Raw genomic sequence first — 23833 nt, 5'->3', positions numbered from 1 at the left:
GCGTACTGACACGGGGCGTATTGACGCCGTCAGGAGATCCGGCACACCGATGCGAGATTCAGGGAGCGCACATATCGCTCGTCGACATCGGCGCCGCGGTAGCGAAGCGGGCGTGCTTCCTCAGGGGTGATCGGTGTGCACCGCGAATCGAGTTCCCGGCGGAGGTCGTTTCGCAGGTACATCCACCTTCCACGCACGACGACCGGTGTGTAGTGGCCCCGGAAACGGTCGATGTCGTACAGCTTCGAGGCCTCCGACCACATGCCGTGTGCTTCCACCAGATCGGGATTGCTCGCCTTCAGATACGACGGCAGCGCGGCGTATCCGTCGTGCGCGAGCGCGGTGTTGGCCAGCAGCGCGAGGTCGAGGATCCTCAGGTTCGAGCAGCACAGGCTCGACCCGCCGACATCCGGCGTCAACACGGTCAGCTCCGGCATTCCCAGCCTGACCCGTACCTCGTCCATCGCCTCACCGGCCGTTCGGTACACGGCCGGGGTGACAGCCACCTGATGCTCCGGGTGGAGCCGCGCGGCGATGAACTGCCTTTCGATACCGCAGGACGAGAGCAGGAGCAGCGCGGCGATCACGGCGACGAGACGGGGCGTGGATTTCAGGGATCGCATGACACGAGGCCTGGACAGGACGACCGCCACCACGCCCAGCGCGATCGCGGACTGCTCCATCCGTCCGATGTAGCCCCAGTTCCGTCCGATCCCCACGTTGAACGCGGCGACAGCCACGAGGTACCCGACGCTGAAGGCCGCGACGGGATGCCAACTCCGTGAGCGCATACGCCGGAACGCCACGGCGCCCACGGTCCGCAACCCGCCGCGCGTGCCCGCCAGTGCCGTGACGACGATGACCGCTGCCGGCAGCAGGACGTAGAGGACCTCGACTGCGGCCACGAACATCTGCAGCAACTGCCTGACGGTCGAGTCCGCGCTGTACGGGCTGGACTGTTTGGCCAGCATCGTGTTCGGCAGCAGCGAGCCGAAAATCGCCAGGCGAACCGCTGTGAGCACCGCCAGCGAGAGAACGGCCCCCGCGGCAAGGGCCCACGCCCGGCGGCGATACCGCTTCGACGAGATCGCCAGCACCACGGCGCCGGCGACGACGTAGCCGACGGCCTCCGCCCGGATCCACGGGGCCGTGGCAGCCAGCAGTGCCAGCCCGATCCACGCATACCGATGGCCGCTCCGCACCAGCCATACGATCGCGAGCGCCACCGCGGACAGTGACGTCATCTCCATGCCGTTGATGGTCTCGTTGAGGAACGGCCCGTACCCGAAGAGCACCAGGCCGAGCAGCCAGGCCTGGACGCGGCCGTACGGTCGCAGCATGGTGTGAACGAGCCCGCACCGAGGGCCGCGAAGATCCCGGACCACAGCTGGCTTGCCAGGATCATGCCGTCGAAATCCAAGGGCAGCACGCGGAAGGTGCCCGCCATCAGCAGAAACCAAAGGGGACTGGAAAAACCCTCGACCGTTTCTGATGCCGGGGTCAGCGCGATCTGGCCGGAATCGGCAAAAGTGCGGGCGAACGCCAGCGTGATGGATCCGTCGTCCCAGCCGTTCGCGCCGATGAACAGGGCGAGGGCTGCGTGCGTGAAAAATGTCGCGCAGAACAGTCCGAAGGCAAGGGAGAGTTCTCTCTTTTTGTCCGCCTGACGATGCGCGGATGCGGGGTCCTCCGGCTTGCGGAGGAGGTGAAGGTCGGCTGCCGTCTGCTCGACGTACATGCTTTCTGCCCTTGCTTCGGAATCCCCCTCTTTTCGCCACTCAATCAATCCGGGGAAGGCATCTCAAGGCGGCTTGCCGGTAAATCGGGTGAGCTGATCGGGTGGATCTCACGATAAGCCCGCTTGTCCAATCGGACCCCGTGGGACCGAGCGCCTACGTTCGGGACATGGTCGTCATCGAGGTGAGAGGTGCTCGATCACATCCCCGACTAGCGTTCCACCGGAGAGAGCGTGGACTTCCCCAGCGCACTGAGGCAGCTCTCGACGGCGCAGAAGCCCGCTCGCGGGGTTCCCGGCTACGCGCGATTCGTCAATCGGCCCGCCGGAAGGCTGCTCGCGGCCGCGGCGCATCGCATCGGGCTCTCGCCCAACCATGTGACCGCCGCGAGCGCGCTGGCCACCTTCCCGGCCATTGCCGCGATCGCCTCCTGCTCCCCCTCGCACACGCTCGGGGGATGGGTCGCGCTCGCCCTGCTCGTGGGCTTCGCGCTTGATTCCGCGGACGGTCAACTGGCCCGGCTGCACGGGGCGGCCAGCCCTGTCGGGGAGTGGACGGACCATGTCGTGGACTGTGCGAAGGTCCTGGGCATCCATGCGGCCGTACTGATCTCCTTCTACCGATTCTTCGAGCTGCCGCGTCCCGTCCTGCTGCTCACCCCGATCGCCTTTCAGTTCGCCGCCGTCCTGCTGTTCTTCGGAGGAATGCTCACGGAACAGCTCAGACGGCGGGAGGCCGAGGTGCGGGCCGGCCCGGTATCCCGGCCGACGCATCCGCCCTCCGCTGCGCGTGGAATGGCGCTGCTGCCCCTGGATTACGGCCTGCTGTGCCTGATCTTCGTGTTCCTGGGGAACCAGAGGGTCTTCTTCGCGCTGTATGCGGCATTGCTGGTGGCCCATCTGCTGTTCGTGCCGACATTCCTCGCCAAATGGTTCCGGGAACTCTCCTGACCCGACTGGTCCGACTGGTCCGACTGATCCGACTCCGACTGATCCGAATGGCCCGACTGACCCGGTTGACTCGATTCACAAGGAAGGGCCCGCCATGGCAGACACCGCGGCGCCGACCGCCGTGGAACGCTCGCTGCGAGGGTTCACCGGAGCCGGTTATGACAAGGGGCGTCCCCTGCTCGTTCAGGCAGCCTGGTTCGCCGTACTCCACCTCGTCTTCGTCAAATGGTGGTTCCCGGACCGCTGGCGGCCCGCTCTGCTGAGGGCCTTCGGCGCGCGGATCGGGCAGCGGGTGCTGATCCGACAGCGGGTCCGTGTGCACTGGCCGTGGCGGCTGGAGGTCGGCGACGACGTGTGGATCGGCGACGGCGCCTGGTTGCTGAACCTGGAGCGGATCACCATCGGCAGCGATGTCTGCGTCTCCCAGGACGCGCTGCTGTGCACCGGAAGTCATCAACACCACACCCCCACCTTCGAGTTCGACAACGGGCCCATCCATCTGGAGCCCGGCGCCTGGATCGCGGCGCGGGCCGTCGTGCTGCGCGGGGTCACCGTCGGCCGGGGCGCTGTGGTGGGTGCCGCGGCGGTCGCCCATCGCGATGTCGCGCCGGGTGAGGTCGTCATGGGCAGGGGAGTGCGATGAGGCAGGCGGAGGGGCGCCCGACGAGGCATGTGACCAGGCAGGCGGAAGGGCGTGCGTTGAAGCTCGTTCATGTGGTGACGCTCGTCAGCGAGGACGGAGCGTACGGCGGTCCTACGAGCGTGGCGGCGGGGCAACTGGAGGAGTGCGCGGCGCGCGGCCACGAGGTCAGGCTGCTGTCCTTGTGGCGGGGCCGATCCGGTGCGCCGGCCTACATCGGCTCGGTGCCGCTGCACACCCGTCCGGCGCGTGCGCTGCTGCCCGGCCGCTTCACCGGGATCATGCATCCGCTGCTCGTCCGGGACATGTGGCGCTCCATGGGCAGGGCCGACGTCGTGCACATCCACGCGGGACGCGACCTCGTCTCGCTGACCGCGCTCGCCGTGGCCGCGTTGCGCGGGAAGAGGTTCTTCACGCAGACGCACGGCATGGTGGAGCCGCGCCACAGGGTGGTCGCCCGGCTCTTCGACCGGCTGTACGTACCTCTTCTGCGCCGGGCGCGCGGTTGTCTGGTGCTCACCGAGCGGGAGCGGCGGGCCGTGTCCGAGGTCATCGGGCCGGAGGGGCCGCCGCTGTTGAGGCTTCCCAACGGCGTGCGGCCCGGGCAGGGCGCCGTGGCGGAGCGCCGGCCGCGCGCCCCGGAGGTGCTCTTCATGGCGCGGCTGCACCCGCGCAAGCGCCCGGACGCGTTCGTCGAGATGGCCGCGCTGGTGCACCGGAAGCTGCCCGACGCGTGCTTCACCCTGCACGGGGCGGACGAGGGCCTGCTGCCGACGGTGCGTCAGCTCATCGCCGACCATCGGCTCGGGGAGGTCGTCTCCTACGGAGGGGCGCTGTCGTACGCCGAGGCGCTGCGTGCCTATGCGAAAGCGGCGGTGTACGTGCTGCCGAGCGTGGACGAGCCGTTCCCCATGACCGTGATCGAGGCCCTGTCCGCCGGAACCCCGGTGGTGTGCACCGACACCTGCGGTATGGCGGACGAACTCGCGCACCGCGGAGCGGCGATCGTCACGGACGGCAGCCCGCAGGCCATGGCCGATGCGGTCTGTGAGGTGCTCACCGACATGGAGCAGCGGGACCGGCTGGTGGCAGCGGGCAGGAGTGCGGTGGAGGACTGCTTCTCCATTCACGCGGTGGCGGACCGGCTGGAAGACATCTACCGAAACGGATAGTGGGACGACCATGGAAGACAGTCGAATTTCGCTGCGTGTTCGGCAGTAGATCAAGCGGTTCGCCAAGCGCCAGACGGTCGTCGCGAACAAGGCCCTCTCCAGGGTGGGGATCCTGGTCGCGCCGCGTCACTACTATTCCTCGGCTCCGGACGTGCGCGGTCTGGCGGAATCCCAGAAAGCGTGCATGCCGTTCGTCGACGAATACCGTGGAAACGCGGTGCTCGAGAAGGCGGGTGAACTCGGCCCCGGATACGGCTATATCGAGGCGCAGGCCCTGCACGGCATCCTGCGCACACTCCGCCCCGGCCGGTATCTCGAAGTGGGCAGCGGTGTCTCCACGCATATCGCGCTGCAGGCACTCACCCGCAATGCCGAGGAGGGGCATCCCGGGACGGTGACCTGCGTCGAGCCGTACCCGCGCGACTGGCTGACCCGCGACGACCGCGTCCGCCTGCACCGCACGCCGGTCCAGGCCGTCGGCCTGGCGGTGTTCACCTCCCTGACCGCGGGTGACGTGCTCTTCGTCGACTCGTCCCATGTGGTCAAGCCCGGTTCGGATGTGAACTTCCTCGTCCTGGAGGTGTTCCCGCGTCTCGCACCCGGTGTCATCGTGCACGTCCACGACATCTATCTGCCGTACGACTACCAGTGCGACCTGCTGGACAGCGTGTTGCACTGGGCGGAAACCTCGCTGGTGCGGGCCTTTCTGACGCACAACGACCGCGCCCGGATCCTCGCGTGCCTGTCCCATCTGCACTACGAGAAGGCCGACGAAATGCGGGCGGTGTTCCCGGACTATCGGCCGGCGCCCCACCGCGACGGTCTCGTATCAGGGGAGGGGCACTTTCCCGCTTCGCTGTGGTTCGAGGTCTGTTGATTCCGGTGACTTCGATGACTCCGATTCCCGAGATCTGCCGATGACAGGCCCATACGGAGTCATCGAGTGACTCGGAACACGGATGCGCGTGGCATATGGCGCAAATGAGGAAATATGGCACATAGCCTACCGGATATCGGATCCCGGGATTTCTGGAGGAGCTGCCATGACCAAGCAGGTGAACGTCGTTGTTGCCGGAGGCGGGGGATTCATCGGCGGGCATCTCGCTGCCGACCTCCTTGCGCAGGGGCTGTCGGTCCGCTGTGTCGACATCAAGCCGGAGCACGAGTGGCACCAACTGCACCCCGACGCCGAGAACGTCGTCGCCGACCTGTCGCTCCTCGACGACGCCCGCGCCGCCGTCCGGGGCGCCGGCCAGGTCTACATGCTGGCCGCCGACATGGGCGGCATGGGCTTCATCGAGAACCACAAGGCCGCCTGCATGATGTCGGTGCTGACCAGCACCCATATGCTCAAGGCCGCCCACGAGGCCGGTGTCGAGCGCTACTTCTACTCCTCGTCCGCCTGTGTGTACGCCGCCGGCAAGCAGGTCGCCTCGAACGTCACCGCGTTGAAGGAGGAGGACGCGTACCCGGCCCAGCCCGAGGACGGCTACGGCTGGGAGAAGCTGTTCTCCGAGCGGATGTGCCGCCACTACGAGGAGGACTACGGGTTCACCTGCCGAGTGGCGCGCTATCACAACGTGTACGGCCCCGCGGGCACCTGGACCGGAGGCCGCGAGAAGGCCCCGGCGGCCGTGTGCCGCAAGATCGCCGAGGCGGTCATCTCCGGTGAGCACCGGATCGACATCTGGGGCGACGGCCGGCAGAGCCGTTCCTTCATGTACATCGACGACTGCCTGCACGGCACGCAGATGTTCATGAACGGGACCAGCAGTGTCCCCGTCAACCTCGGCTCTTCCGAACTGGTCACCATCAACCAGCTGGTGGACATCGTCGAGGAGATCGCGGGCATCCGCTGTGAGCGCAAGTACCAGCTGGACGCCCCGCAGGGCGTACGCGGCCGTAACTCCGACAACGCCCTGATCCGCGAACTGTACGGCTGGGAGCCGTCGATCCCCCTGGCCGAAGGCCTGGAGAAGACCTATGCCTGGGTCTACGACCAGGTCAAGCTCGCTCACTCCTGACCCCTCGAACCGGCCGGGAGAGCAGACGATGAGGATCCTCGTCCACGACTACAGCGGACACCCCTTCCAGGCCCAGCTCAGCCGCGAGCTGGCGCACCGGGGTCATGACGTCGTGCACTCGACCTGCCCGGCCTACGTCTCCGGGAAGGGCAACCTCGCGAAGGACACGGACGTCGGCCTCCGCTTCGTCACCATCGGCGACCGCATCGTGCTCGACAAGGGCGCCTACGTCCGACGCCTCTTCCAGGAGACCCGGCTGGGCCTGGAACTGGCCCGACAGGTACGGCGCGAGAAGCCGGACGTGGCGATGTTGGGGAATCTGCCGATCCCGACCCTGGTCGTGGCCGCGTCGGCGCTGAGGGCGCTGCGCATCCCCTGGGTGCTGTGGCACCAGGACATCACCGCCGTAGCTCTCAAGAGCTTTGCCGCCGCGGGTGTGTCGAAGCTGATGGGCGTCGCCGCCAGGGTTTTCGAGCAGGGCGAGAAGTGGTCGGCGCGACGCGCCTCGGCGGTCGTGGTGATCGCCGACTCCTTCGTGCGGATCCACCGGGAGTGGGGCACCGCCGACAAGGTCACCGTCATCCCCAACTGGGCGCCGCTGGACGAGATCCGCCCCGTGGAGCGGGCCAACGCCTGGTCTGCGGAGCACGGTCTCACCGGCGTCCGGACCCTGCTGTACTCCGGCACGATCGGCCTGAAGCACAACCCCGCCCTGCTGGTGCGGCTCGCCCAGACGCTGCGTGAGCAGGGCGAACGGGTCCGTCTCGTCGTCGTCAACGACGGCCCGGCCGTGCCGGTCATCAAGGAGGCCGCCGCCGCCCGTGGCGTCGAGCTGACCCTGCTGCCCTTTCAGCCCTACGACCGGCTGCCCGAGGTGCTGGGCGCGGGCGATGTGCTGGTCGTGCTGCTGGCGGCGGACGCCGGGGAGTTCTCCGTCCCCTCCAAGACGCTGTCCTATCTGTGTGCCGGACGCCCGGTGCTGGGCCTGATGCCGGCGGACAACCTGGCGGCGAAGCTGCTCCGTCAGGCCGGCTCGGCGGTGTTCGCCCCCGAGGAGTCCTCGCTGGCCGGCGCGGCCACCTGGGTCCGCGAGGTGCTGAACGACCCGATGGGCGCGGAGGCGCTGGGCAAGGAGAGCCGGGCGCTGGCCGAGCGGGAGTTCGCCCTGGAGGCGTGCGCTTCGCGATTCGAGGAAATTCTCCGGGCGGTGCGCCGGACCGGCGGGCGGCGACGGTGAATTCCCGGCAATTCATAACCGGCGAAACACCCCTCTGAAATGCGGGCGGTCAGCCGGGTTCCAAGGTTATAAATCTATCTGCGCCGATTTATTCCGTTTGCCCGCTCATCGGGGGTATCAGGTGCGAGGCAGTCAGAAGCGTTGCGTGGCGGCTGTGTGCTGCTGGGCCTTTCTCGTCATCGTCTTCCTGCCGGCGCTGATCCTGCAGTCCCTCGACACCCGATTCGGGGCGGCCCTCGCGGTGCAGTGCGTCGTCGTGGCGCACGCCGGAGGGGCCCTCACCCGGGTGCTCACCGACACGTCGGTGCGTTTCGTCGCCTTTGGGTTCTGGCTCTTCACCTATGTGTGGCTCGGACTGGCGCCGCTGGCCATGCTCGCCACCGATTCCTACCCGCTCGGGTACCGCACCGGTGAGACGACCGCCTTCGCCGCCGCCACGCTGACCGAGCTCGGGCTCCTCGCCTACAGCGCGGGGGTGGCGCTGGCCGCCGTACGCAAAAGCCGCACGTCGGCCGTGTTCGAACCCCTGCTGTCCCGCAGGCTCTCACCGCTGCCCGTACTCCTTCTGTGCGGCCTGTCACTGGTGCTCGCGGTCCTGTTGATCCCCGGGCAGGAAGGCGGTCTGCGGGCCTTCTTCACCAGCCGGCAGGCTCTCTGGAAGTCGCGCGCCGAAGCCGACCCCACCCACGCGCTGCGGGTCTGGGCCCTCGCCGTCCCCGCCTTCTGGGCCCTGGTGGCCCTGGTCCAGCTGCCCCGCCCGGCCGGGGGAGACCGGCTGCTGCGGGCGATCCGCCTGACAGCGCTCCCGGCCCTTCTCGTGCTCAACGCGATCGTCAACAACCCGATCAGCAGGCCGCGTTTCTGGGCCGGCACCGTCCTTCTGGTCCTGCTCTTCTCCTGGCGCCGGCTCAACACCCCCCGGGCCTTTCGCATCGCCGCCGCGGTGATCACCACCACGGTGCTGTTCGCTTTCCCGTACAGCGACTACTTCCGCTACGACGAACGTGAATCGCTGCAAGTCGTGGCGCTCGCGGAGCAGTTCAGCACGAGCATGGACTACGACGCCTTCCAGCAAATGCAGACCGGTATCGACTACGTGCAGGAGAACGGCTTCTCGCCGTCGGCGGCGCTCGGTCTCCTCCTCTTCATGGTGCCCCGCTCCATGTGGCCCGACAAACCGCAGGCCACGGGTGTCGAACTCGCCCAGTACGCGGGCTACGACTTCCACAACCTCTCGGCGCCGGTATGGATCGAGAGCTACCTGTGGGGCGGCGCTCCCTGTGTCGTCCTGGTGTTCTGCCTGCTGGGCGCGGCCGGACGGCGCATGGACGACATCGGGGAGCGGCTGCGGCACCGGCGGAACACCTTGGCGGCTCTGCTGGTGCCCGCGTTCGCCTTCTACCAGCTGGTGTTCCTGCGCGGCAGCCTCATGGGGATCGTCGGCCCGCTGCTGCTGCTCCTGACCGTGCCGCTCTTCATCACCACCCGCGCCACCGGGCCGTCCCGGTCCCCGTCACCGGTGCGGCCGCCCGCGACCACGGGCCACGCGCCCGTGCCCGTACACAGGGGACACATTCCCGGACACAGGAGGCAACCGTGACCAGCCCCGCCGGCCTCGACGATCGGTACGACGACCCCGACCAGCTGCGCGACCAGGTGCGCCTCCTGCTGAGGTACCGAGCCACCCTCGTGCTGGGCGTGCTCCTCGGGCTGCTCGGCGGACTGCTCCTGGTCGTGCTGCGCGCGGGCACCTACACCTCCGCCAGTGAGGTGCTCGTCCGCCCGAGAACGGACCCCTTCAGCACGTTCGGGCTGGCCGTCGACAACCAGGTGAGCATGGCCACCGAGCGGCAGATCGCGCTCAGCGCGACGGTCGCGGACCGGGCGGCGACGGCACTGCGGCAGCCCTCGCGCGCCGACGCGCTCTCGGCGGACCTGCGCGTGACCAACGCCCCGGACACCCAGGTGCTCCGGTTCGAGTACACGGGGAACACCGCGAAGGGTGCGTCCCGGGTGACCAACGCGTTCGCCGAGGCCTATCTCGCCGATCGCCAGGAGCGGTCCAAGTCCATGATCAGGCGGATGAGCTCCGGGCTGGAGCAGCAGCTCACCGCGCTCACCAAGCGGCTCAACGCGAAGAAGCCAGGCGGGCCCGCGCCCGGCACCGCAGGCATCCAGCAACAGATCAGCTCTCTCCAGAAGCGGATGTCGGACATCAGGGCCTACGACACCTCCGGCGGTGACATCGTCCGCAGCGCCGAGCCGGCGGCACGGCCCTCCGGCCCGGGGCCCGGCTGGCTGATCCCCCTCGGTCTGATCGCCGGTCTGGCGCTGGGCATCGTGCTCGCCTGGCTGCGATCCGCCCTCGAACCGCGGGCGCGCTCGGTCGGCGAGGTCCAAGGAGCCCTGTCCGCCCCGGTGCTGGGCATCCTCCCGGCCCCCGCCGCCGACGGCGAACTGATGGAGTTCGGCCGGGCCGACGCCAGCCGCGCGGAGGCGTACCGCGCCCTCGCCTTCCGGCTGCGGGGCGACGGCCGTACGGCGACGGGCACGCTGATGGTCGTGGCGCCGAAGCGGGAACGGGGCGCCGAGGCCGTCGCCGTGAATCTCGCCGCCGCCCTCGCCGAGTCCGGCGACGACGTCCTGCTCGTGGACGCGACCGGGCAGACCTCCGGTCTGTCGGCACGGCTGCCGCTGTCCGCCGACGCCGCGCCGGACGGCGTACCCGAGGGCGCGGTGGTCGTCGACGCGGGCCCGGCCGGGCGGTTCACGCTCTGCGGCGACGGCCGTGGTGCCCCCGGTGACGACAAGCCGGCCGCCCCGACGGCGGCGCGCACCCTGCCCCCCACCGACCCCGAAAGACCGACGCTCTTCCTGGGCGCCCCGCTGCTGGAACACCCCGAGGGCCTCTCGCTCGCCCAACGCGTGGACGGCGTTCTCGTGGTGGGCGCCCTGGGGGACACCAAGCGCGACGACCTCAAGCAGCTGCGCGAGCTGATCGACTGCGCGGGAGGGCACCTCGCGGGCGTGGCGCTCCACAACGGCGCGGGGCGCGGCCTGTTCCGCCGTGTCATGGACAGCGACCGGGTGCGTCGTACGAGGAAGCGGATCCCTCCCACGACACCGCCCGTGGCGCCCGCGCCGTCCACCCCGGCCGACGACACCGTGGACAAACCGACCGCTCCTGTGCAGGACGACACGCTCGCTGCCTCCCGGTGAGCGCCTCCGGTACGACCGTTGCCGCCCCCGGCGAGCCGACCGCCGCCCGGTGCGGGGTCGCCGCCACCGCGCGCGGCGGGTGGTGGGGCTTTCTGGGCTCGACGGTCAACGCCGTCTTCGGCTACGCCCTGGTCGCCCTGGTCACCCGCGGGCTCGGAGCGTACGGGGCGGGAGCGGTGTTCACCGGCGTCGCGGCCTTCACCATCCTGTGCAACACCTGCAAGCTGGGCGCCGACACCGGGCTGGTGCGCTTCGTCCCCGGCGACCTGGCCACCACCGGTGGCCGCGAGGTGGGCGCACTCCTGCGCTGCGCGGTGCTGCCGGGTGCCGCGGCGAGCACCGCTGCCGCCGCACTGCTGTTCACGTCGCCCTGGACGGCCACCTCGCTGCTGCCGAACCTCGCCCCGGACGACGCGGTGACCCTGGTCCGGCTGTTCGCCGTGTTCCTGCCCCTGGCCACGGTCACCCTGATCCTGCTGGGCGCCACCCAGGGCTACGGGACGGTGATCCCGTTCGTCGGCGTCGAGCAGATCGGCAAGCCGGTGCTGCGGGTGCTGATCGCCGTACCGGTCGTGCTGCTGGCTCCCGGAGTGCTGAGCCTGGCCGCCGCCTGGCTCGTGCCCTCGCTGGCCGGCTTCGTCATCGCCTGGTTCGCGGTGCGCAGGTGCCGCCGGACGGGCCCGGGACGGACATCGGGAGGGGCGACGGCTGCCTCTTCGCTCGTCGCCCGGCGGGGGTTCTGGGCGTTCGCGGCGCCACGGGCGGTCTCCTCCGTCTTCGACATCAGCGCGGTCTGGGTGGGCGTCGTCCTGCTGTCCTGCCTGGCGACGAGCGAAGAGGCGGGCATCTACACCGCCGTAGGCCGGGTCGTCATCGCGGCAACCCTGCTGCAGCTCGCCATCCGGCTGGCCGTCGCTCCGGAGATCAGCCGTCTCCTCGCCGTGGGCGACTTTCCGCAGGCCTGCCATCTGTACCGGGTCTCGACACGCTGGATCGTGCTGTTCTCCTGGCCCCTGCTCGTCCTGCTCACGAGTTTCCCGGGCACCGTCCTGTCCCTGTTCGGGCCCGAGTTCGAGCAGGGCGCGGACGCGCTGGTCGTGCTCTGTGTCGCCGCGGCGGTCAACGTGGGGGTGGGGAACGCCCAGACAGTGCTGCTCATGGCGGGCAAGAGCTCCTGGCATCTGGCGGTCACCGGCGTCGCGTTCGCGGTGCAGCTGGCGGTCGGCCTCCTTGCCGTCCCCCGCCTCGGCGTCCTGGGCGCCGCCCTGTCCTGGGGCGCGGCGACCGTCGTCGAGAACCTCGTCTCGGCCGCGTTGGTGCGGCGGCACCCGGGCTTCACGGTCGTCGACCACGGATACCTCCTCGCGACGGTCACCGGGCTGTGCCTCACGGTGGCGCTGGTGCTTCCCGCGCGGCTGCTGGCAGGTGACACGGCCATCGGACTTGCCGTCGCAATGACCACTGGATTTTCCGTATTTGGTATAAGTTTGTGGCGATTTCGCACACCTCTGGGAGTGCATGAACTCGTCGGTGTGCTGCGCGAACGCGCCACATGAGGCCGTCTCAGGACCGAGACGGCCGGCTTCTCCCCTTCTCACCGCCCGTACTCGCTGCAACCCGGGAAGTTCCATGCGCCTCAGAAAAAGCATGAAGCGGGGGGCCACCACGGCTTCGGCCGCGGCCCTCCTCGCGGCTGCCTCGCTCATCACCGCCACGGCGGCGGCAGCCGACGGCGACGAAAAGACCCTGACCGCCGACGCCTTGGCGACCTGGCAGACCGACGGCATCGTCTGGTCGATCGAGTACGTGGACGGGGTCGTGTACGTCGGCGGGACCTTCGACAAGGTCCGCCCGCCGGGCGCAAAGCCCGGTGAGCAGGAGGTCGCCCGCAAGAACTTCGCAGCGTTCGACGCCGCCACCGGCGCGCTCCTGCCGTGCGCCGTGCCGTTCACCGGCAGCGGTGACACCGTACGGGCGCTGAAGGCGTCGCAGGACGGCCGAATCCTCTACGTCGGTGGCTCGTTCACCAAGGCCGGCAAGACCGAGGTGGCCAGTGCGGTCGCGCTCAACAGGGCCGCCTGCTCGCTGCGCGCGGACTTCCGCCCGAACATGACGTCGTTCGTGCGGGCCATCGAGGTCATGGGCGACTCGGTCTATCTGGGCGGCGACTTCACGGTCGTCAACGGCAAGGACCGGGAGCGCATCGCGGCGTTCACCCCCAGCGGGAAGCTGCTGCCGTTCAAGGCGGAGATCGACGCTCCCGTACGGGCCATCCTCGCCGTGCCCAAGTTCGGCAAGCTCCTCGTCGGCGGCGACTTCTACCTGCTCAACGGCGAGCTGGAGAAGTCGCTCGTCGCCCTGCATCCCCGCACCGGCAAGACGGTGACCTCGTACGCGGACTGGCTGCCGCCGAGATCGTCCGTGAAGGCGCTGACACGCGACGCGGACAACTTCTACCTCGCGGCCGAGGGCAGGGGCACGGGCATCTTCGACGGCCGCATCGCCGGCCGCCTCGACAACGGCAAGATGGTGTGGAAGGACACCTGCCTGGGCGCGACCCAGGCCGTCGCCGTGCACAACGGTGTCCTCTACAGCGGCTCCCACGCCCACAACTGCCGTGACACCCCGGGTGGTTTCCCCGAGTACAACAACCGCCAGCACTTCCTCGCCCAGTCCGTCCGCAACCGGCGGATCCTGCACTGGTTCCCCGACACGGACGGAGGGACCGGCGAGGGCAACGGCCCCCGCGCCATGGTGATGGCCGGCGGAGTCCTGTGGGCGGGCGGCGAGTTCACCGAGGTCAACGGCAAACGGCAGCAGAGCCTGACGCGCTTCGCGGCCGGACCCGACCGGGGAGCCCCGAAGGGAGTGCCCCGGCTGGAGACCCTGCCCTCGAAGGCCGGCCAGGTCAGGCTCTTCTGGCGTGCCGCCTGGGACCGCGACGACGCGGAGCTGAAGTACCTGATCTACCGGGACGGCATCCTCGTGGCCTCGCCGACGCAGCGGTCCACGGAGTGGGACCGCCCCAGGATGGAGTACACGGACTCCGTCGCCCCCGGCTCCCGCCACCGCTACCGGATCGCCGTCACCGACGGAAAGAACACCTCGCTCAGGTCGAAAGAGTTCGTAGCCACCGCGACCGCCGAAAAGGGCCCGAAGGAAAAGCGTTGACGGGAGAACGTCTCGGCTACGCGCCGGGGGTCTTCGACCTCTTCCACGTGGGCCATCTGAACATCCTGCGCCGGGCGCGCGGGCACTGCGACCGGCTCATCGCCGGCGTCTGCTCGGACGAGCTGGTGGTGAGCCTGAAAGGCAGGCCGCCCGTCGTACCGCTCGCCGAACGACTGCAGATCGTCCGCAGTGTGCGCCATGTGGACGAGACGTTCGTCGCGACCGTGAACGACAAGATCGAGGTCTGGAAGGAAGTCGGTTTCGACGTCATCTTCAAGGGTGACGACTGGCTCGGCACCGAGGTCTGGACGGCCCTGGAGACCGAGTTCGCGAAAGTGGGCGTGGAGGTCGTCTACTTCCCCTACACCGTGCACACGTCGAGCACGCTGCTCCGGGACGCGCTGGGCCTGCTCGCCCGGCAGAACCCTGCCGAGCCGCCCCCGCCCCAGCTCGCGGGACCGCGTCGGACGGGAACGGACAGCTGACGCGCGGCTGACGCAGGGCTGACGCGGAGCCGCGGGACTCACCCCCGCGGCTCCCCCCATGTGGCAGGTCGGTCATGCCTCGTAAAGATTTGCTGTGCACAGCGGCGCGGCTCCCGTCGCGCCGCGACGGCTCACTCGGGGCATGACGAAAGGTGTCGGCATGACACGTTCCGGCCGCTGGGTGCGATGTCCCGCGCGGTTCTGCATAGCCTCGGTCACCGCTGTCGCCGCTCTGCTGGCGACAGCGGTGCCGTCCGCCGCCGACCCCGAGGATCTTTCGGTGTACGCCGCCGCCGACGTCACCACGTTGTCCTCGGGCTGGTCCAACCCCTGGGGCATGTCCTTCCTGCCCGACGGGCGCTCGGCGCTGGTGACCGAGAACGAGACCTCCCGCGTCTACCACCTCCGCGAGGACGGATCCAGGACCCTGGCCGGGCGGGTGCCGCACATGGCCGTGTACCTGCCCGGTGACTCCGCCAAGGGCGGGCTGCTGGGCGTCGCCGTGTCTCCGACCTGGGACGGCAAGAAGGACAAGGCCGTGTTCTTCATGCACACCACGAAGACCGAGACCCGGGTCGTGCGGATGAACTACGACGGCACGACGCTGAGCGGCTACACCGTCGTCCTCGACGGCATCAGACGGGGCTCGAACCACAACGGCGGCAAGATCGCCTTCGGTCCCGACGGGTACCTCTACGTCGCGACGGGCGAGGCCACGCAGGCGGAGCTCGCGCAGGACACGAACTCCATCAACGGAAAGATCCTCCGGATCACCAAGACCGGCGCCCCGGCCCCCGGCAACCCGTTCGACAACCACATCTACAGCTACGGCCATCGCAACCCACAGGGCCTCGCCTGGGACCGTGCGGGCCGGCTGTGGTCGGTGGAAATAGGCCAGGAAGCGACGGACGAACTCAACCTGATCGAGCCGGGCCGCAACTACGGCTGGCCGAGCTGCGAGGGCCACTGCACCGCCAAGGGCATGACGAACCCGAAGGTCACCTGGGCGCACACCACCGCCCCCGCCCAGGTCGCCGTGGCGGGCGACAACCTCTACGTGTCGTCCCTGCGCGGCTACCAGCTGTGGCGCGTCGGGATCGACGCGGCGATCGGGGGCACGGGCGACAAGACGAAGACCAACGTCTTCGGCGGCCACGCGCTCCGCGCCCTCACCAAGGTCCCCGGCAGGAACGAGCTGTGGCTGGGCACCGCACGCAGCGCGGACGGCAACGACAAGGTCTTCCGCGTGACCGTCGATTAGCCCTCGGTCGAGCAACCCCCGTCGAGCGACCCTCCCGGCAGAAAGGACGTAGACGTACATGCTGCTGCTGGTACTCGGCACCGCCGCCGGCGGCGGCATCCCCCAGTGGAACTGTGCGTGCCCCGGCTGCTCCGGGGCCCGCGCCCATCCGCACCGGCGCCGCCGGCACGCCTCGCTCGCCGTACGGACGGGCGAGGGCCGCTGGTACGTCGTCAACGCGACCCCCGACATCGGCGACCAGATCGAGGACCGGCCCGAGCTCCACCCGGGCCCCGGCCCCCGGCAGACCCCGATCGCCGGAGTCGTCCTCACCGACGCCGAACTCGACCACACCCTCGGCCTCGCACGGCTGCGCGAGGCGGACCGCCTCCAGGTGACGGCGACGGCCCCGGTCCGCCAGGCGCTGCGGGACCGCCTGCGCCTCGGTGAGGTGCTGACGCCGTACACCGACCTGACCTGGCGGGATCTCCCCGCACGCGGCGCCGAACCGCTGGACCCCACGGCTTCCGGCCTGCGGATCAGCGGCATCCCGGTGTCCGGCAAGCGCCCGCGGTACGCCGCCGACGCCCCGGACGACGACGCCTGGGTCGTCGCACTGCGCCTGTACGACCCGGCCTCCGGCGCGACCGCGCTCTACGCACCCGCCCTGGCCGCCTGGCCCGACAGCCTCCAGCAGGCCGCCGCCGAGGCCGACTGCGTCATCGTCGACGGCACCTTCTGGGACGACGAGGAGCCCCGCCGTACCGGCATCTCCTCCCGCACCGCCACCGGCATGGGCCACCTGCCCATCGACGGACCGGGCGGCACCGCCGAACGCCTCGCCCCCCTGTCCGCCCGATGCCTCTACACCCACCTCAACAACACCAACCCCCTCGTCGACCCGGCGGCACCCCAGCACAAGCGGCTCGCCCGGCTGGGCATCGAGGTGGCGTACGACGGGATGGTGATCGAGCCATGAACACGGCAGCTGCGCACACGCCCCCCGCCCCGCTCGCGGAGCCCTGGAGCCCCGCGGAGTTCGAGGCACGACTGCGTGCGGTGGGGGAGGAGCGCTACCACCACCGCCACCCCTTCAACATACGGATGCACAGCGGCGACCTCAGCCCCGAGGAACTGCGCCGCTGGATCGTCAACCGCTTCCACTACCAGCGCCACATCCCCGTCAAGGACGCCCTGATCACCGCCAAACTGCCCACCTCCGAGCTGCGCCGGATGTGGCTGCGCCGCATCCAGGACCACGACGGGGCGCAGACGGGCGAGGGCGGCATCGAGCGCTGGCTGCGGCTCGGCGAGGCGGCCGGCGTGGACCGCGAGACGCTGCTGCGCGCCGACTCGGTGCTGCCGGGCGTACGGCTCGCGGTCGACGGATACGTCAACTTCTGCCGGCTGCGCCCGCCCCTCGAAGCCGTCGCCGCCTCCCTGACCGAACTCTCCGCGCCGGACCTGATGCGCACCCGCACAGCCGCCTTCGAGCGCCACTACCCGTGGATCGAACCTGAGGGCCTCGCCTACTTCCGCACCCGTGTCTCCCAGGGCCGCCGCGACAGCCGCGAGGCCCTCGACCTGGTGCTGACCTGGGCCCGCGACCGGGACGAGCAGGAGGGCGCCGTGGCCGCGCTGCGCTTCAAGTGCGACGTCCTGTGGTCTCTGCTGGACGCCGTGGACCGGGCGGGCTCCCGGGAGCAGCAGTGACGACGTCGCCCGGAACCGACTGGCGGCCCGCCCTGGCCCCCGCCATCGTGCGGCGCCACGACCCCGTACGCGACGCCGACCTGCTGCTCCTCCCGGAACGCGTCGGCGTCCTCACGGGCTCGGCCGAAGCGGTCGTCGGCCTGTGCGACGGCAGCCGCAGCGTGCGCGCCATCGTCGATGAACTGGCCGAACGCTTCCCCGGCGCGCCGGTGGCCGACGACGTCCCCCCGTTCCTCGAACGGCTGCGCAAGGAGGGCTGGCTCCGATGACCTCCGCCGACCCGCCGTCACCCGCCCGTCCCTGGGCCCTGCTGGCCGAGCTCACCCACGCCTGCCCGCTGCACTGCGGGTACTGCTCCAACCCCCTTGAACTGACGCGCCGTTCCCGCGAGCTGACCGCCGAGCAGTGGACGGACGTGATGGGCCAGGCGGGTGCTCTCGGCGTCGTCCAGACGCATCTCTCGGGCGGCGAGCCGCTGCTGCGCCGGGACCTGGAGCAGATCGTCACCGCGGCCGAGTCCGCCGGCATCTACACCCAGCTCGTCACCAGCGGCGTGGGCCTGGACGAGTCCCGCCTCGCCGCGCTCGCCGCCGCGGGCCTGAAGAGCGTCCAGCTGTCCGTCCAGCACGCCGACCCGCGCGCCTCCGACCGCATCGCCGGACGCAGGTCCTTCACCGAGAAGGAACGGGCCGCCGCACTCGTACGCGCCGCCGGCCTCCCCCTCGGCCTCAACGTCGTCCTGCACCGCGAGAACCTCGACGCCCTCGACGCCGTCGTCGAGCTGGGCGTCTCCTGGGGCGTGGACCGCATCGAGCTGGCGAACGCGCAGTTCTACGGCTGGGGCCTGCTCAACCGCGCCGCCCTGCTGCCGACGCGCGCGCAGCTCGCCGGGGCGCGGGACGCCGTGCGGCGGTGGCGGGAGAGGCTCACCGCGGGACCCGAGCTGGTCTGGGTCGTCCCCGACTACTTCGACGGTGTCGCCAAGCCCTGCATGGGCGGCTGGGGCGCGGTCTCCCTCACCGTCACCCCGGACGGCACCGTCCTGCCCTGCCCGGCCGCGGCCTCGCTGCCGGACCTGGACGCCCCGAACGTCCGGGACCGTCCGCTGAAGTGGATCTGGGACCACTCGAAGGCGTTCACCCGCTACCGCGGCACCGACTGGATGCCCGACCCCTGCCGCAGCTGTGCCCGACGCGACGAGGACTTCGGCGGCTGCCGCTGCCAGGCCTACGCCCTCACCGGGGACGCCGCCCGCACGGACCCGGCGTGCCGGCTGTCCCCGGACCACGGAGTGATCCGGGCGCTGGCCGAGGACGGCGCCGAGGACAACACGGATGGAAAGGCTCAGATCACGCGTCGGGTGCCCGGTCGGTTCGAGGGCGCGCACGCCCGGGTTTGACCTGCGTCACCCTCGGGGTATTCTCTCCGGCTCGATTGGCCAGCCCCCTGCCCCGTATGGCAGACTAGCGGGGTTGCTCGGTCGAGTGTTGATGCTGCGCGCCTCCCGCCGGGAGGACCGAAAGCGAGTCCCACAGTACTCGTCGCCCTAACTGCCGTAAGGCAGCGCTGGGGCGGACGTACGGGAATCTTTCGGGAAGTGTCAGTGCAGCACCGGCCAGGCACCCGGTGGGCCTTCCGCCCCCGGCTTGCGGTTCCGGAAGGGCCGTGTTCCCAGACAAGGGATGCTCGAACAAGGGGCATCTGTGTCAGCGGGGGCGCGACACGCCCGACCGCGTGGGTCGGAGGGGCGGGCACGGGAACACCGGGTTCCAGAGCGTAAGAAGAGACAGGACTACGGAGTAGCCATGGCGGGACAGAAGATCCGCATCCGGCTCAAGGCCTACGACCACGAGGTCATCGACTCCTCGGCGAAGAAGATCGTCGAGACGGTGACCCGCACTGGTGCGTCGGTCGCGGGCCCGGTGCCGCTGCCCACTGAGAAGAACGTGTACTGCGTCATCAAGTCGCCGCACAAGTACAAGGACTCGCGCGAGCACTTCGAGATGCGCACGCACAAGCGCCTGATCGACATCCTCGACCCGACGCCCAAGACCGTTGACTCTCTGATGCGACTCGACCTCCCGGCCGGTGTCGACATCGAGATCAAGCTCTGAAGGCCGGTGATCTGAGAATGGCTAAGCAGATCAAGGGCATCCTGGGCGAGAAGCTCGGCATGACGCAGGTGTGGGACGCGAACAACCGTGTTGTTCCGGTCACCGTCGTCAAGGCCGGCCCCAACGTCGTCACCCAGGTCCGCACGAACGACGCCGACGGCTACGAGTCCGTCCAGATCGCGTTCGGCGAGATCGACCCGCGCAAGGTGAACAAGCCCCTCAAGGGCCACTTCGCCAAGGCCGACGTCACTCCCCGCCGCCACCTCGTCGAGATCCGTACCGCTGACGCCAGCGAGTACACCCTCGGCCAGGAGATCACCGCCGAGGTGTTCGAGGCCGGCATCAAGGTCGACGTGACCGGCAAGAGCAAGGGCAAGGGCTTCGCCGGTGTCATGAAGCGTCACAACTTCAAGGGCCTCGGCGCCGGACACGGCACCCAGCGCAAGCACCGCTCTCCCGGTTCCATCGGTGGCTGCGCCACCCCGGGCCGTGTGTTCAAGGGCCTCCGCATGGCGGGTCGCATGGGCAACGAGCGGGTCACCACCCAGAACCTGACCGTCCACGCCGTTGACGCGGAGAAGGGTCTGCTGCTCATCAAGGGCGCGGTTCCCGGTCCGAACGGCGGCCTCGTCCTGGTCCGCACCGCGGCCAAGGGGGCCTGAGGTAACCGATGAGCACTGTTGACATCCTTTCGCCGGCAGGCGACAAGACCGGGACGGTCGAGCTCCCCGCGGAGATCTTCGACGTCGAGAAGATCAGCGTTCCGCTGCTTCACCAGGTCGTCGTCGCGCAGCTGGCCGCGGCCCGTCAGGGCACGCACAAGACCAAGACCCGCGGCGAAGTCCGTGGTGGTGGCAAGAAGCCTTACCGCCAGAAGGGCACCGGCCGCGCCCGTCAGGGTTCGACCCGCGCTCCGCAGTTCGCCGGTGGTGGCGTCGTGCACGGTCCCGTGCCGCGTGACTACTCGCAGCGGACCCCGAAGAAGATGAAGGCCGCGGCCCTGCGCCACGCCCTCACCGACCGGGCCCGCAACAACCGCATCCACGTCGTCTCCGGCGTCATCGAGGGCGACAACCCGTCCACGAAGGCCGCCAAGTCGCTGTTCGGCAAGATCTCGGAGCGCAAGAACCTGCTCCTGGTCGTCGAGCGCGCCGACGAGGCCGCGTGGCTGTCCGCCCGCAACCTGCCCCAGGTCCACATCCTGGAGCCGGGCCAGCTGAACACGTACGACGTTCTCGTCTCGGACGACGTGGTCTTCACCCAGTCCGCGTTCGAGTCCTTCGTGTCTGGCCCCAAGGCCGCTGACACCGAAGGGAGCGAGGCCTGATGGCTACGCGTCACCCGAGCATTGCCTCCAAGGCTGCGAAGGCCGCCAAGGCCGCGCGCGTCGCCAAGGCGCGTCGCCACGCCGCCGAGGGCAAGAACACCGTCGTCACCCCGGCCAGCAAGGCGTACACGGACCCCCGTGACGTGCTGCTGAAGCCGGTCGTGTCGGAGAAGAGCTACGCGCTCCTGGACGAGAACAAGTACACGTTCATCGTCGACCCGAACGCCAACAAGACCCAGATCAAGCAGGCCGTCCAGGCGGTCTTCTCGGTCAAGGTCACCGGGGTCAACACGATCAACCGCCAGGGCAAGCGCAAGCGGACCCGCACCGGCTTCGGCCAGCGTGCGGCGACCAAGCGCGCGATCGTGACCCTCGCCGAGGGCGACCGTATCGACATCTTCGGCGGTCCGACCGCCTAAGGGCGGTCCGGATCGTCCGATATCGGACGAGGACTGAGAAATGGGAATCCGCAAGTACAAGCCGACTACGCCGGGCCGTCGTGGTTCCAGCGTCGCCGACTTCGTCGAGGTCACGCGGTCCACGCCGGAGAAGTCGCTGGTCCGCCCGCTGCACAGCAAGGGCGGCCGTAACAACGCCGGTCGTGTGACCGTTCGCCACCAGGGTGGCGGACACAAGCGCGCCTACCGAGTGATCGACTTCCGTCGTCACGACAAGGACGGCGTGCCGGCGAAGGTCGCGCACATCGAGTACGACCCCAACCGCACCGCGCGCATCGCGCTGCTGCACTACGCCGACGGCGAGAAGCGCTACATCCTCGCCCCGCGCAACCTGCAGCAGGGTGACCGCGTCGAGAACGGTCCCGGGGCCGACATCAAGCCGGGCAACAACCTGGCGCTCCGCAACATCCCGGTCGGTACCACGATCCACGCGATCGAGATCCGTCCCGGTGGCGGCGCCAAGTTCGCCCGCTCCGCCGGTGCCTCGGTGCAGCTGCTCGCGAAGGAGGGCACCATGGCCCACCTCCGCATGCCCTCCGGTGAGATCCGCCTGGTCGACCAGCGCTGCCGCGCCACGGTCGGCGAGGTCGGCAACGCCGAGCAGAGCAACATCAACTGGGGCAAGGCCGGTCGTAAGCGCTGGCTGGGCGTCCGCCCGACCGTTCGCGGTGTGGCGATGAACCCGGTTGACCACCCGCACGGTGGTGGTGAGGGCAAGACCTCCGGTGGTCGCCACCCGGTCTCCCCGTGGGGTCAGAAGGAGGGTCGTACTCGTTCGCCGAAGAAGGCTTCGAACAAGTACATCGTCCGCCGCCGCAAGACGAACAAGAAGCGCTAGGAGCGGGTTTAGATGCCGCGCAGTCTCAAGAAGGGGCCCTTCGTCGACGAGCACCTCGCCAAGAAGGTGGATGCTCAGAACGAAGCCGGCACCAAGAACGTCATCAAGACCTGGTCCCGTCGCTCCATGATCGTGCCGGCCATGCTCGGCCACACGCTCGCGGTGCACAACGGCAAGACCCACATCCCGGTGTTCGTCACCGAGTCGATGGTCGGCCACAAGCTCGGCGAGTTCTCGCCGACGCGCACCTTCCGGGGTCACGTCAAGGACGACCGGAAGTCGAAGCGCCGCTAATAGCGGATCGCATTCAGACACGTAAGTAACTGAAGGGACAACCATGGAAGCCAGGGCCCAGGCGCGGTACATCCGCGTCACGCCCATGAAGGCCCGCCGCGTGGTGGACCTCATCCGTGGCATGGACGCCACGGAGGCCCAGGCGGTCCTGCGATTCGCTCCGCAGGCCGCCTCCGAGCCGGTCGGCAAGGTGCTCGACAGCGCCATTGCCAACGCCGCGCACAACTACGACCACCCGGACGCCTCCTCGCTGTTCATCAGCGAGGCGTACGTTGACGAGGGTCCGACCCTGAAGCGGTTCCGTCCGCGTGCCCAGGGCCGTGCCTACCGGATCCGCAAGCGGACCAGCCACATCACCGTGGTCGTCAGCAGCAAGGAAGGAACCCGGTAATGGGCCAGAAGGTAAACCCGCATGGGTTCCGGCTCGGTGTCACGACCGACTTCAAGTCGCGTTGGTACGCCGACAAGCTGTACAAGGACTACGTCAAGGAAGACGTCGCCATCCGTCGGATGATGACGTCCGGCATGGAGCGCGCCGGCATCTCGAAGGTTGAGATCGAGCGCACCCGTGACCGTGTCCGCGTGGACATCCACACCGCGCGTCCGGGCATCGTCATCGGCCGCCGTGGCGCCGAGGCCGACCGCATCCGCGGTGACCTCGAGAAGCTCACGGGCAAGCAGGTCCAGCTGAACATCCTCGAGGTCAAGAACCCCGAGACGGACGCTCAGCTGGTTGCTCAGGCCGTTGCCGAGCAGCTCTCCTCCCGCGTCTCCTTCCGCCGCGCCATGCGTAAGAGCATGCAGTCGGCGATGAAGGCCGGCGCCAAGGGCATCAAGATCCAGTGCGGTGGCCGCCTCGGTGGCGCCGAGATGTCCCGCTCGGAGTTCTACCGCGAGGGCCGTGTGCCCCTGCACACGCTCCGCGCGAACGTGGACTACGGCTTCTTCGAGGCCAAGACGACCTTCGGCCGCATCGGTGTGAAGGTCTGGATCTACAAGGGCGACGTCAAGAACATCGCCGAGGTCCGCGCCGAGAACGCTGCCGCCCGTGCGGGTAACCGCCCGGCCCGCGGTGGCGGCTCCGACCGCCCGGCCCGTGGTGGCCGTGGTGGCGAGCGGCGCGGTCGTAAGCCGCAGCAGGCTGCCGGCGCCGAGGCCCCCAAGGCCGAGGCCCCCGCCGCTCCGGCTGAGAGCACCGGAACGGAGGCCTGACCG

General features: G+C 69.4%; 26 protein-coding genes. 24 read left to right on the top strand and 2 right to left on the bottom strand.

Going from position 1 to position 23833, the window contains the following annotated elements; genetic code table 11:
* Positions 1 to 29: 29 nt before the first annotated feature.
* Both BLU79_RS09990 and BLU79_RS47835 read right to left on the bottom strand, forming a co-directional pair.
* Positions 30 to 1340, bottom strand: coding sequence for a hypothetical protein (locus tag BLU79_RS09990; RefSeq protein ID WP_093905283.1), 1311 nt, complete (start codon positions 1338 to 1340; stop codon positions 30 to 32).
* Positions 1241 to 1738 (bottom strand): hypothetical protein, encoded by a 498-nt coding sequence (locus BLU79_RS47835; protein ID WP_143052479.1) that lies wholly within the window; start codon positions 1736 to 1738, stop codon positions 1241 to 1243. The genes BLU79_RS09990 and BLU79_RS47835 overlap by 100 nt, the downstream gene beginning before the upstream one ends.
* A 231-nt stretch (positions 1739 to 1969) precedes the next feature.
* Between BLU79_RS47835 and BLU79_RS09985 the strand changes: the two genes are divergently transcribed.
* From BLU79_RS09985 to rpsC, 24 genes are all read left to right on the top strand, one after another.
* The gene (locus BLU79_RS09985; RefSeq protein ID WP_093905282.1) at positions 1970 to 2686 is read left to right on the top strand and encodes a CDP-alcohol phosphatidyltransferase family protein; all 717 of its coding nucleotides are present in this window, start codon (positions 1970 to 1972) and stop codon (positions 2684 to 2686) included.
* A 94-nt stretch (positions 2687 to 2780) separates the two neighbouring features.
* Complete coding sequence (locus BLU79_RS09980; RefSeq protein WP_093905281.1) at positions 2781 to 3329, top strand: LbetaH domain-containing protein; 549 nt, start codon at positions 2781 to 2783, stop codon at positions 3327 to 3329.
* Between the two features lie 56 nt (positions 3330 to 3385).
* Positions 3386 to 4498 carry a glycosyltransferase gene (locus BLU79_RS09975; RefSeq protein ID WP_093905280.1) on the top strand — a complete coding sequence of 371 codons (1113 nt, stop codon included), beginning with the start codon at positions 3386 to 3388 and terminating at the stop codon, positions 4496 to 4498.
* A gap of 184 nt (positions 4499 to 4682) precedes the next feature.
* Complete coding sequence (locus tag BLU79_RS09970) at positions 4683 to 5375, top strand: class I SAM-dependent methyltransferase (RefSeq protein WP_093905279.1); 693 nt, start codon at positions 4683 to 4685, stop codon at positions 5373 to 5375.
* Positions 5376 to 5541: 166 nt separating this feature from the next.
* Positions 5542 to 6522: an NAD-dependent epimerase/dehydratase family protein gene (locus BLU79_RS09965; protein WP_093905278.1), complete on the top strand. Its 981-nt coding sequence runs from the start codon at positions 5542 to 5544 to the stop codon at positions 6520 to 6522.
* A 28-nt stretch (positions 6523 to 6550) separates the two neighbouring features.
* Entirely contained in the window at positions 6551 to 7759 is a 1209-nt protein-coding gene (locus BLU79_RS09960) for a glycosyltransferase family 4 protein (RefSeq protein WP_093905277.1), read from the top strand.
* Positions 7760 to 7904: 145 nt separating this feature from the next.
* Complete coding sequence (locus tag BLU79_RS09955; protein WP_256333233.1) at positions 7905 to 9359, top strand: hypothetical protein; 1455 nt, start codon at positions 7905 to 7907, stop codon at positions 9357 to 9359.
* Positions 9356 to 10978, top strand: a complete 1623-nt coding sequence (locus BLU79_RS09950) for a hypothetical protein (protein ID WP_093905275.1) — start codon at positions 9356 to 9358, stop codon at positions 10976 to 10978. Before BLU79_RS09955 ends, BLU79_RS09950 begins: the two co-directional genes overlap by 4 nt.
* Positions 10975 to 12534: an oligosaccharide flippase family protein gene (locus BLU79_RS09945; RefSeq protein ID WP_093905274.1), complete on the top strand. Its 1560-nt coding sequence runs from the start codon at positions 10975 to 10977 to the stop codon at positions 12532 to 12534. Before BLU79_RS09950 ends, BLU79_RS09945 begins: the two co-directional genes overlap by 4 nt.
* A gap of 73 nt (positions 12535 to 12607) precedes the next feature.
* Positions 12608 to 14149 carry a hypothetical protein gene (locus tag BLU79_RS09940; protein ID WP_093905273.1) on the top strand — a complete coding sequence of 514 codons (1542 nt, stop codon included), beginning with the start codon at positions 12608 to 12610 and terminating at the stop codon, positions 14147 to 14149.
* Positions 14146 to 14634, top strand: coding sequence for an FAD synthase family protein (locus tag BLU79_RS09935; protein WP_093905272.1), 489 nt, complete (start codon positions 14146 to 14148; stop codon positions 14632 to 14634). The genes BLU79_RS09940 and BLU79_RS09935 overlap by 4 nt, the downstream gene beginning before the upstream one ends.
* Positions 14635 to 14794: 160 nt before the next feature.
* The gene (locus BLU79_RS09930; protein WP_177000956.1) at positions 14795 to 15895 is read left to right on the top strand and encodes a PQQ-dependent sugar dehydrogenase; all 1101 of its coding nucleotides are present in this window, start codon (positions 14795 to 14797) and stop codon (positions 15893 to 15895) included.
* 58 nt (positions 15896 to 15953) lie between these two features.
* Entirely contained in the window at positions 15954 to 16853 is a 900-nt protein-coding gene (gene pqqB, locus BLU79_RS09925; protein ID WP_093905271.1) for a pyrroloquinoline quinone biosynthesis protein PqqB, read from the top strand.
* On the top strand, positions 16850 to 17587 hold the full coding sequence (pqqC, locus tag BLU79_RS09920) for a pyrroloquinoline-quinone synthase PqqC (protein WP_093905270.1): 738 nt from the start codon (positions 16850 to 16852) through the stop codon (positions 17585 to 17587). Before pqqB ends, pqqC begins: the two co-directional genes overlap by 4 nt.
* The gene (gene pqqD, locus BLU79_RS09915; protein WP_093905269.1) at positions 17584 to 17856 is read left to right on the top strand and encodes a pyrroloquinoline quinone biosynthesis peptide chaperone PqqD; all 273 of its coding nucleotides are present in this window, start codon (positions 17584 to 17586) and stop codon (positions 17854 to 17856) included. The genes pqqC and pqqD overlap by 4 nt, the downstream gene beginning before the upstream one ends.
* Positions 17853 to 18986: a pyrroloquinoline quinone biosynthesis protein PqqE gene (gene pqqE, locus BLU79_RS09910; protein WP_093905268.1), complete on the top strand. Its 1134-nt coding sequence runs from the start codon at positions 17853 to 17855 to the stop codon at positions 18984 to 18986. Before pqqD ends, pqqE begins: the two co-directional genes overlap by 4 nt.
* Before the next feature lie 406 nt (positions 18987 to 19392).
* On the top strand, positions 19393 to 19701 hold the full coding sequence (gene rpsJ, locus BLU79_RS09905; protein WP_003948644.1) for a 30S ribosomal protein S10: 309 nt from the start codon (positions 19393 to 19395) through the stop codon (positions 19699 to 19701).
* A 17-nt stretch (positions 19702 to 19718) separates the two neighbouring features.
* Positions 19719 to 20363 carry a 50S ribosomal protein L3 gene (gene rplC, locus BLU79_RS09900; RefSeq protein ID WP_093905267.1) on the top strand — a complete coding sequence of 215 codons (645 nt, stop codon included), beginning with the start codon at positions 19719 to 19721 and terminating at the stop codon, positions 20361 to 20363.
* A gap of 8 nt (positions 20364 to 20371) precedes the next feature.
* Entirely contained in the window at positions 20372 to 21028 is a 657-nt protein-coding gene (gene rplD / locus BLU79_RS09895; RefSeq protein ID WP_093905266.1) for a 50S ribosomal protein L4, read from the top strand.
* The gene (gene rplW, locus BLU79_RS09890; protein ID WP_093905265.1) at positions 21028 to 21447 is read left to right on the top strand and encodes a 50S ribosomal protein L23; all 420 of its coding nucleotides are present in this window, start codon (positions 21028 to 21030) and stop codon (positions 21445 to 21447) included. The genes rplD and rplW overlap by 1 nt, the downstream gene beginning before the upstream one ends.
* Positions 21448 to 21487: 40 nt before the next feature.
* Positions 21488 to 22324: a 50S ribosomal protein L2 gene (gene rplB / locus BLU79_RS09885; RefSeq protein ID WP_030039757.1), complete on the top strand. Its 837-nt coding sequence runs from the start codon at positions 21488 to 21490 to the stop codon at positions 22322 to 22324.
* A gap of 12 nt (positions 22325 to 22336) precedes the next feature.
* Complete coding sequence (rpsS, locus tag BLU79_RS09880) at positions 22337 to 22618, top strand: 30S ribosomal protein S19 (RefSeq protein ID WP_093905264.1); 282 nt, start codon at positions 22337 to 22339, stop codon at positions 22616 to 22618.
* 43 nt (positions 22619 to 22661) lie between these two features.
* Positions 22662 to 23009: a 50S ribosomal protein L22 gene (rplV, locus tag BLU79_RS09875; protein WP_006347229.1), complete on the top strand. Its 348-nt coding sequence runs from the start codon at positions 22662 to 22664 to the stop codon at positions 23007 to 23009.
* Positions 23009 to 23830, top strand: coding sequence for a 30S ribosomal protein S3 (rpsC, locus tag BLU79_RS09870; RefSeq protein ID WP_093905263.1), 822 nt, complete (start codon positions 23009 to 23011; stop codon positions 23828 to 23830). The genes rplV and rpsC overlap by 1 nt, the downstream gene beginning before the upstream one ends.
* Positions 23831 to 23833: the final 3 nt, after the last annotated feature.

This window comes from Streptomyces sp. cf386 (genome assembly GCF_900103585.1).
GTDB lineage: Bacteria > Actinomycetota > Actinomycetes > Streptomycetales > Streptomycetaceae > Streptomyces.
Note: the sequence above shows the minus strand (reverse complement) of the source record. Positions and strands in the feature narration are given on the sequence as shown.

Coding starts and splice junctions, on each gene's coding strand:
- rpsC (WP_093905263.1), top strand. CDS start 23,009: ATGGGCCAGAAGGTAAACCCGCATGGGTTCCGGCTCGGTGTCACGACC.
- rplC (WP_093905267.1), top strand. CDS start 19,719: ATGGCTAAGCAGATCAAGGGCATCCTGGGCGAGAAGCTCGGCATGACG.
- BLU79_RS47835 (WP_143052479.1), bottom strand. CDS start 1,738: ATGTACGTCGAGCAGACGGCAGCCGACCTTCACCTCCTCCGCAAGCCG.
- pqqB (WP_093905271.1), top strand. CDS start 15,954: ATGCTGCTGCTGGTACTCGGCACCGCCGCCGGCGGCGGCATCCCCCAG.
- rplW (WP_093905265.1), top strand. CDS start 21,028: ATGGCTACGCGTCACCCGAGCATTGCCTCCAAGGCTGCGAAGGCCGCC.
- rpsJ (WP_003948644.1), top strand. CDS start 19,393: ATGGCGGGACAGAAGATCCGCATCCGGCTCAAGGCCTACGACCACGAG.
- BLU79_RS09960 (WP_093905277.1), top strand. CDS start 6,551: ATGAGGATCCTCGTCCACGACTACAGCGGACACCCCTTCCAGGCCCAG.
- BLU79_RS09970 (WP_093905279.1), top strand. CDS start 4,683: ATGCCGTTCGTCGACGAATACCGTGGAAACGCGGTGCTCGAGAAGGCG.
- BLU79_RS09940 (WP_093905273.1), top strand. CDS start 12,608: ATGCGCCTCAGAAAAAGCATGAAGCGGGGGGCCACCACGGCTTCGGCC.
- BLU79_RS09930 (WP_177000956.1), top strand. CDS start 14,795: ATGACACGTTCCGGCCGCTGGGTGCGATGTCCCGCGCGGTTCTGCATA.
- pqqC (WP_093905270.1), top strand. CDS start 16,850: ATGAACACGGCAGCTGCGCACACGCCCCCCGCCCCGCTCGCGGAGCCC.
- rplB (WP_030039757.1), top strand. CDS start 21,488: ATGGGAATCCGCAAGTACAAGCCGACTACGCCGGGCCGTCGTGGTTCC.
- rplD (WP_093905266.1), top strand. CDS start 20,372: ATGAGCACTGTTGACATCCTTTCGCCGGCAGGCGACAAGACCGGGACG.
- pqqE (WP_093905268.1), top strand. CDS start 17,853: ATGACCTCCGCCGACCCGCCGTCACCCGCCCGTCCCTGGGCCCTGCTG.
- rpsS (WP_093905264.1), top strand. CDS start 22,337: ATGCCGCGCAGTCTCAAGAAGGGGCCCTTCGTCGACGAGCACCTCGCC.
- BLU79_RS09980 (WP_093905281.1), top strand. CDS start 2,781: ATGGCAGACACCGCGGCGCCGACCGCCGTGGAACGCTCGCTGCGAGGG.
- BLU79_RS09990 (WP_093905283.1), bottom strand. CDS start 1,340: ATGCTGCGACCGTACGGCCGCGTCCAGGCCTGGCTGCTCGGCCTGGTG.
- BLU79_RS09965 (WP_093905278.1), top strand. CDS start 5,542: ATGACCAAGCAGGTGAACGTCGTTGTTGCCGGAGGCGGGGGATTCATC.
- rplV (WP_006347229.1), top strand. CDS start 22,662: ATGGAAGCCAGGGCCCAGGCGCGGTACATCCGCGTCACGCCCATGAAG.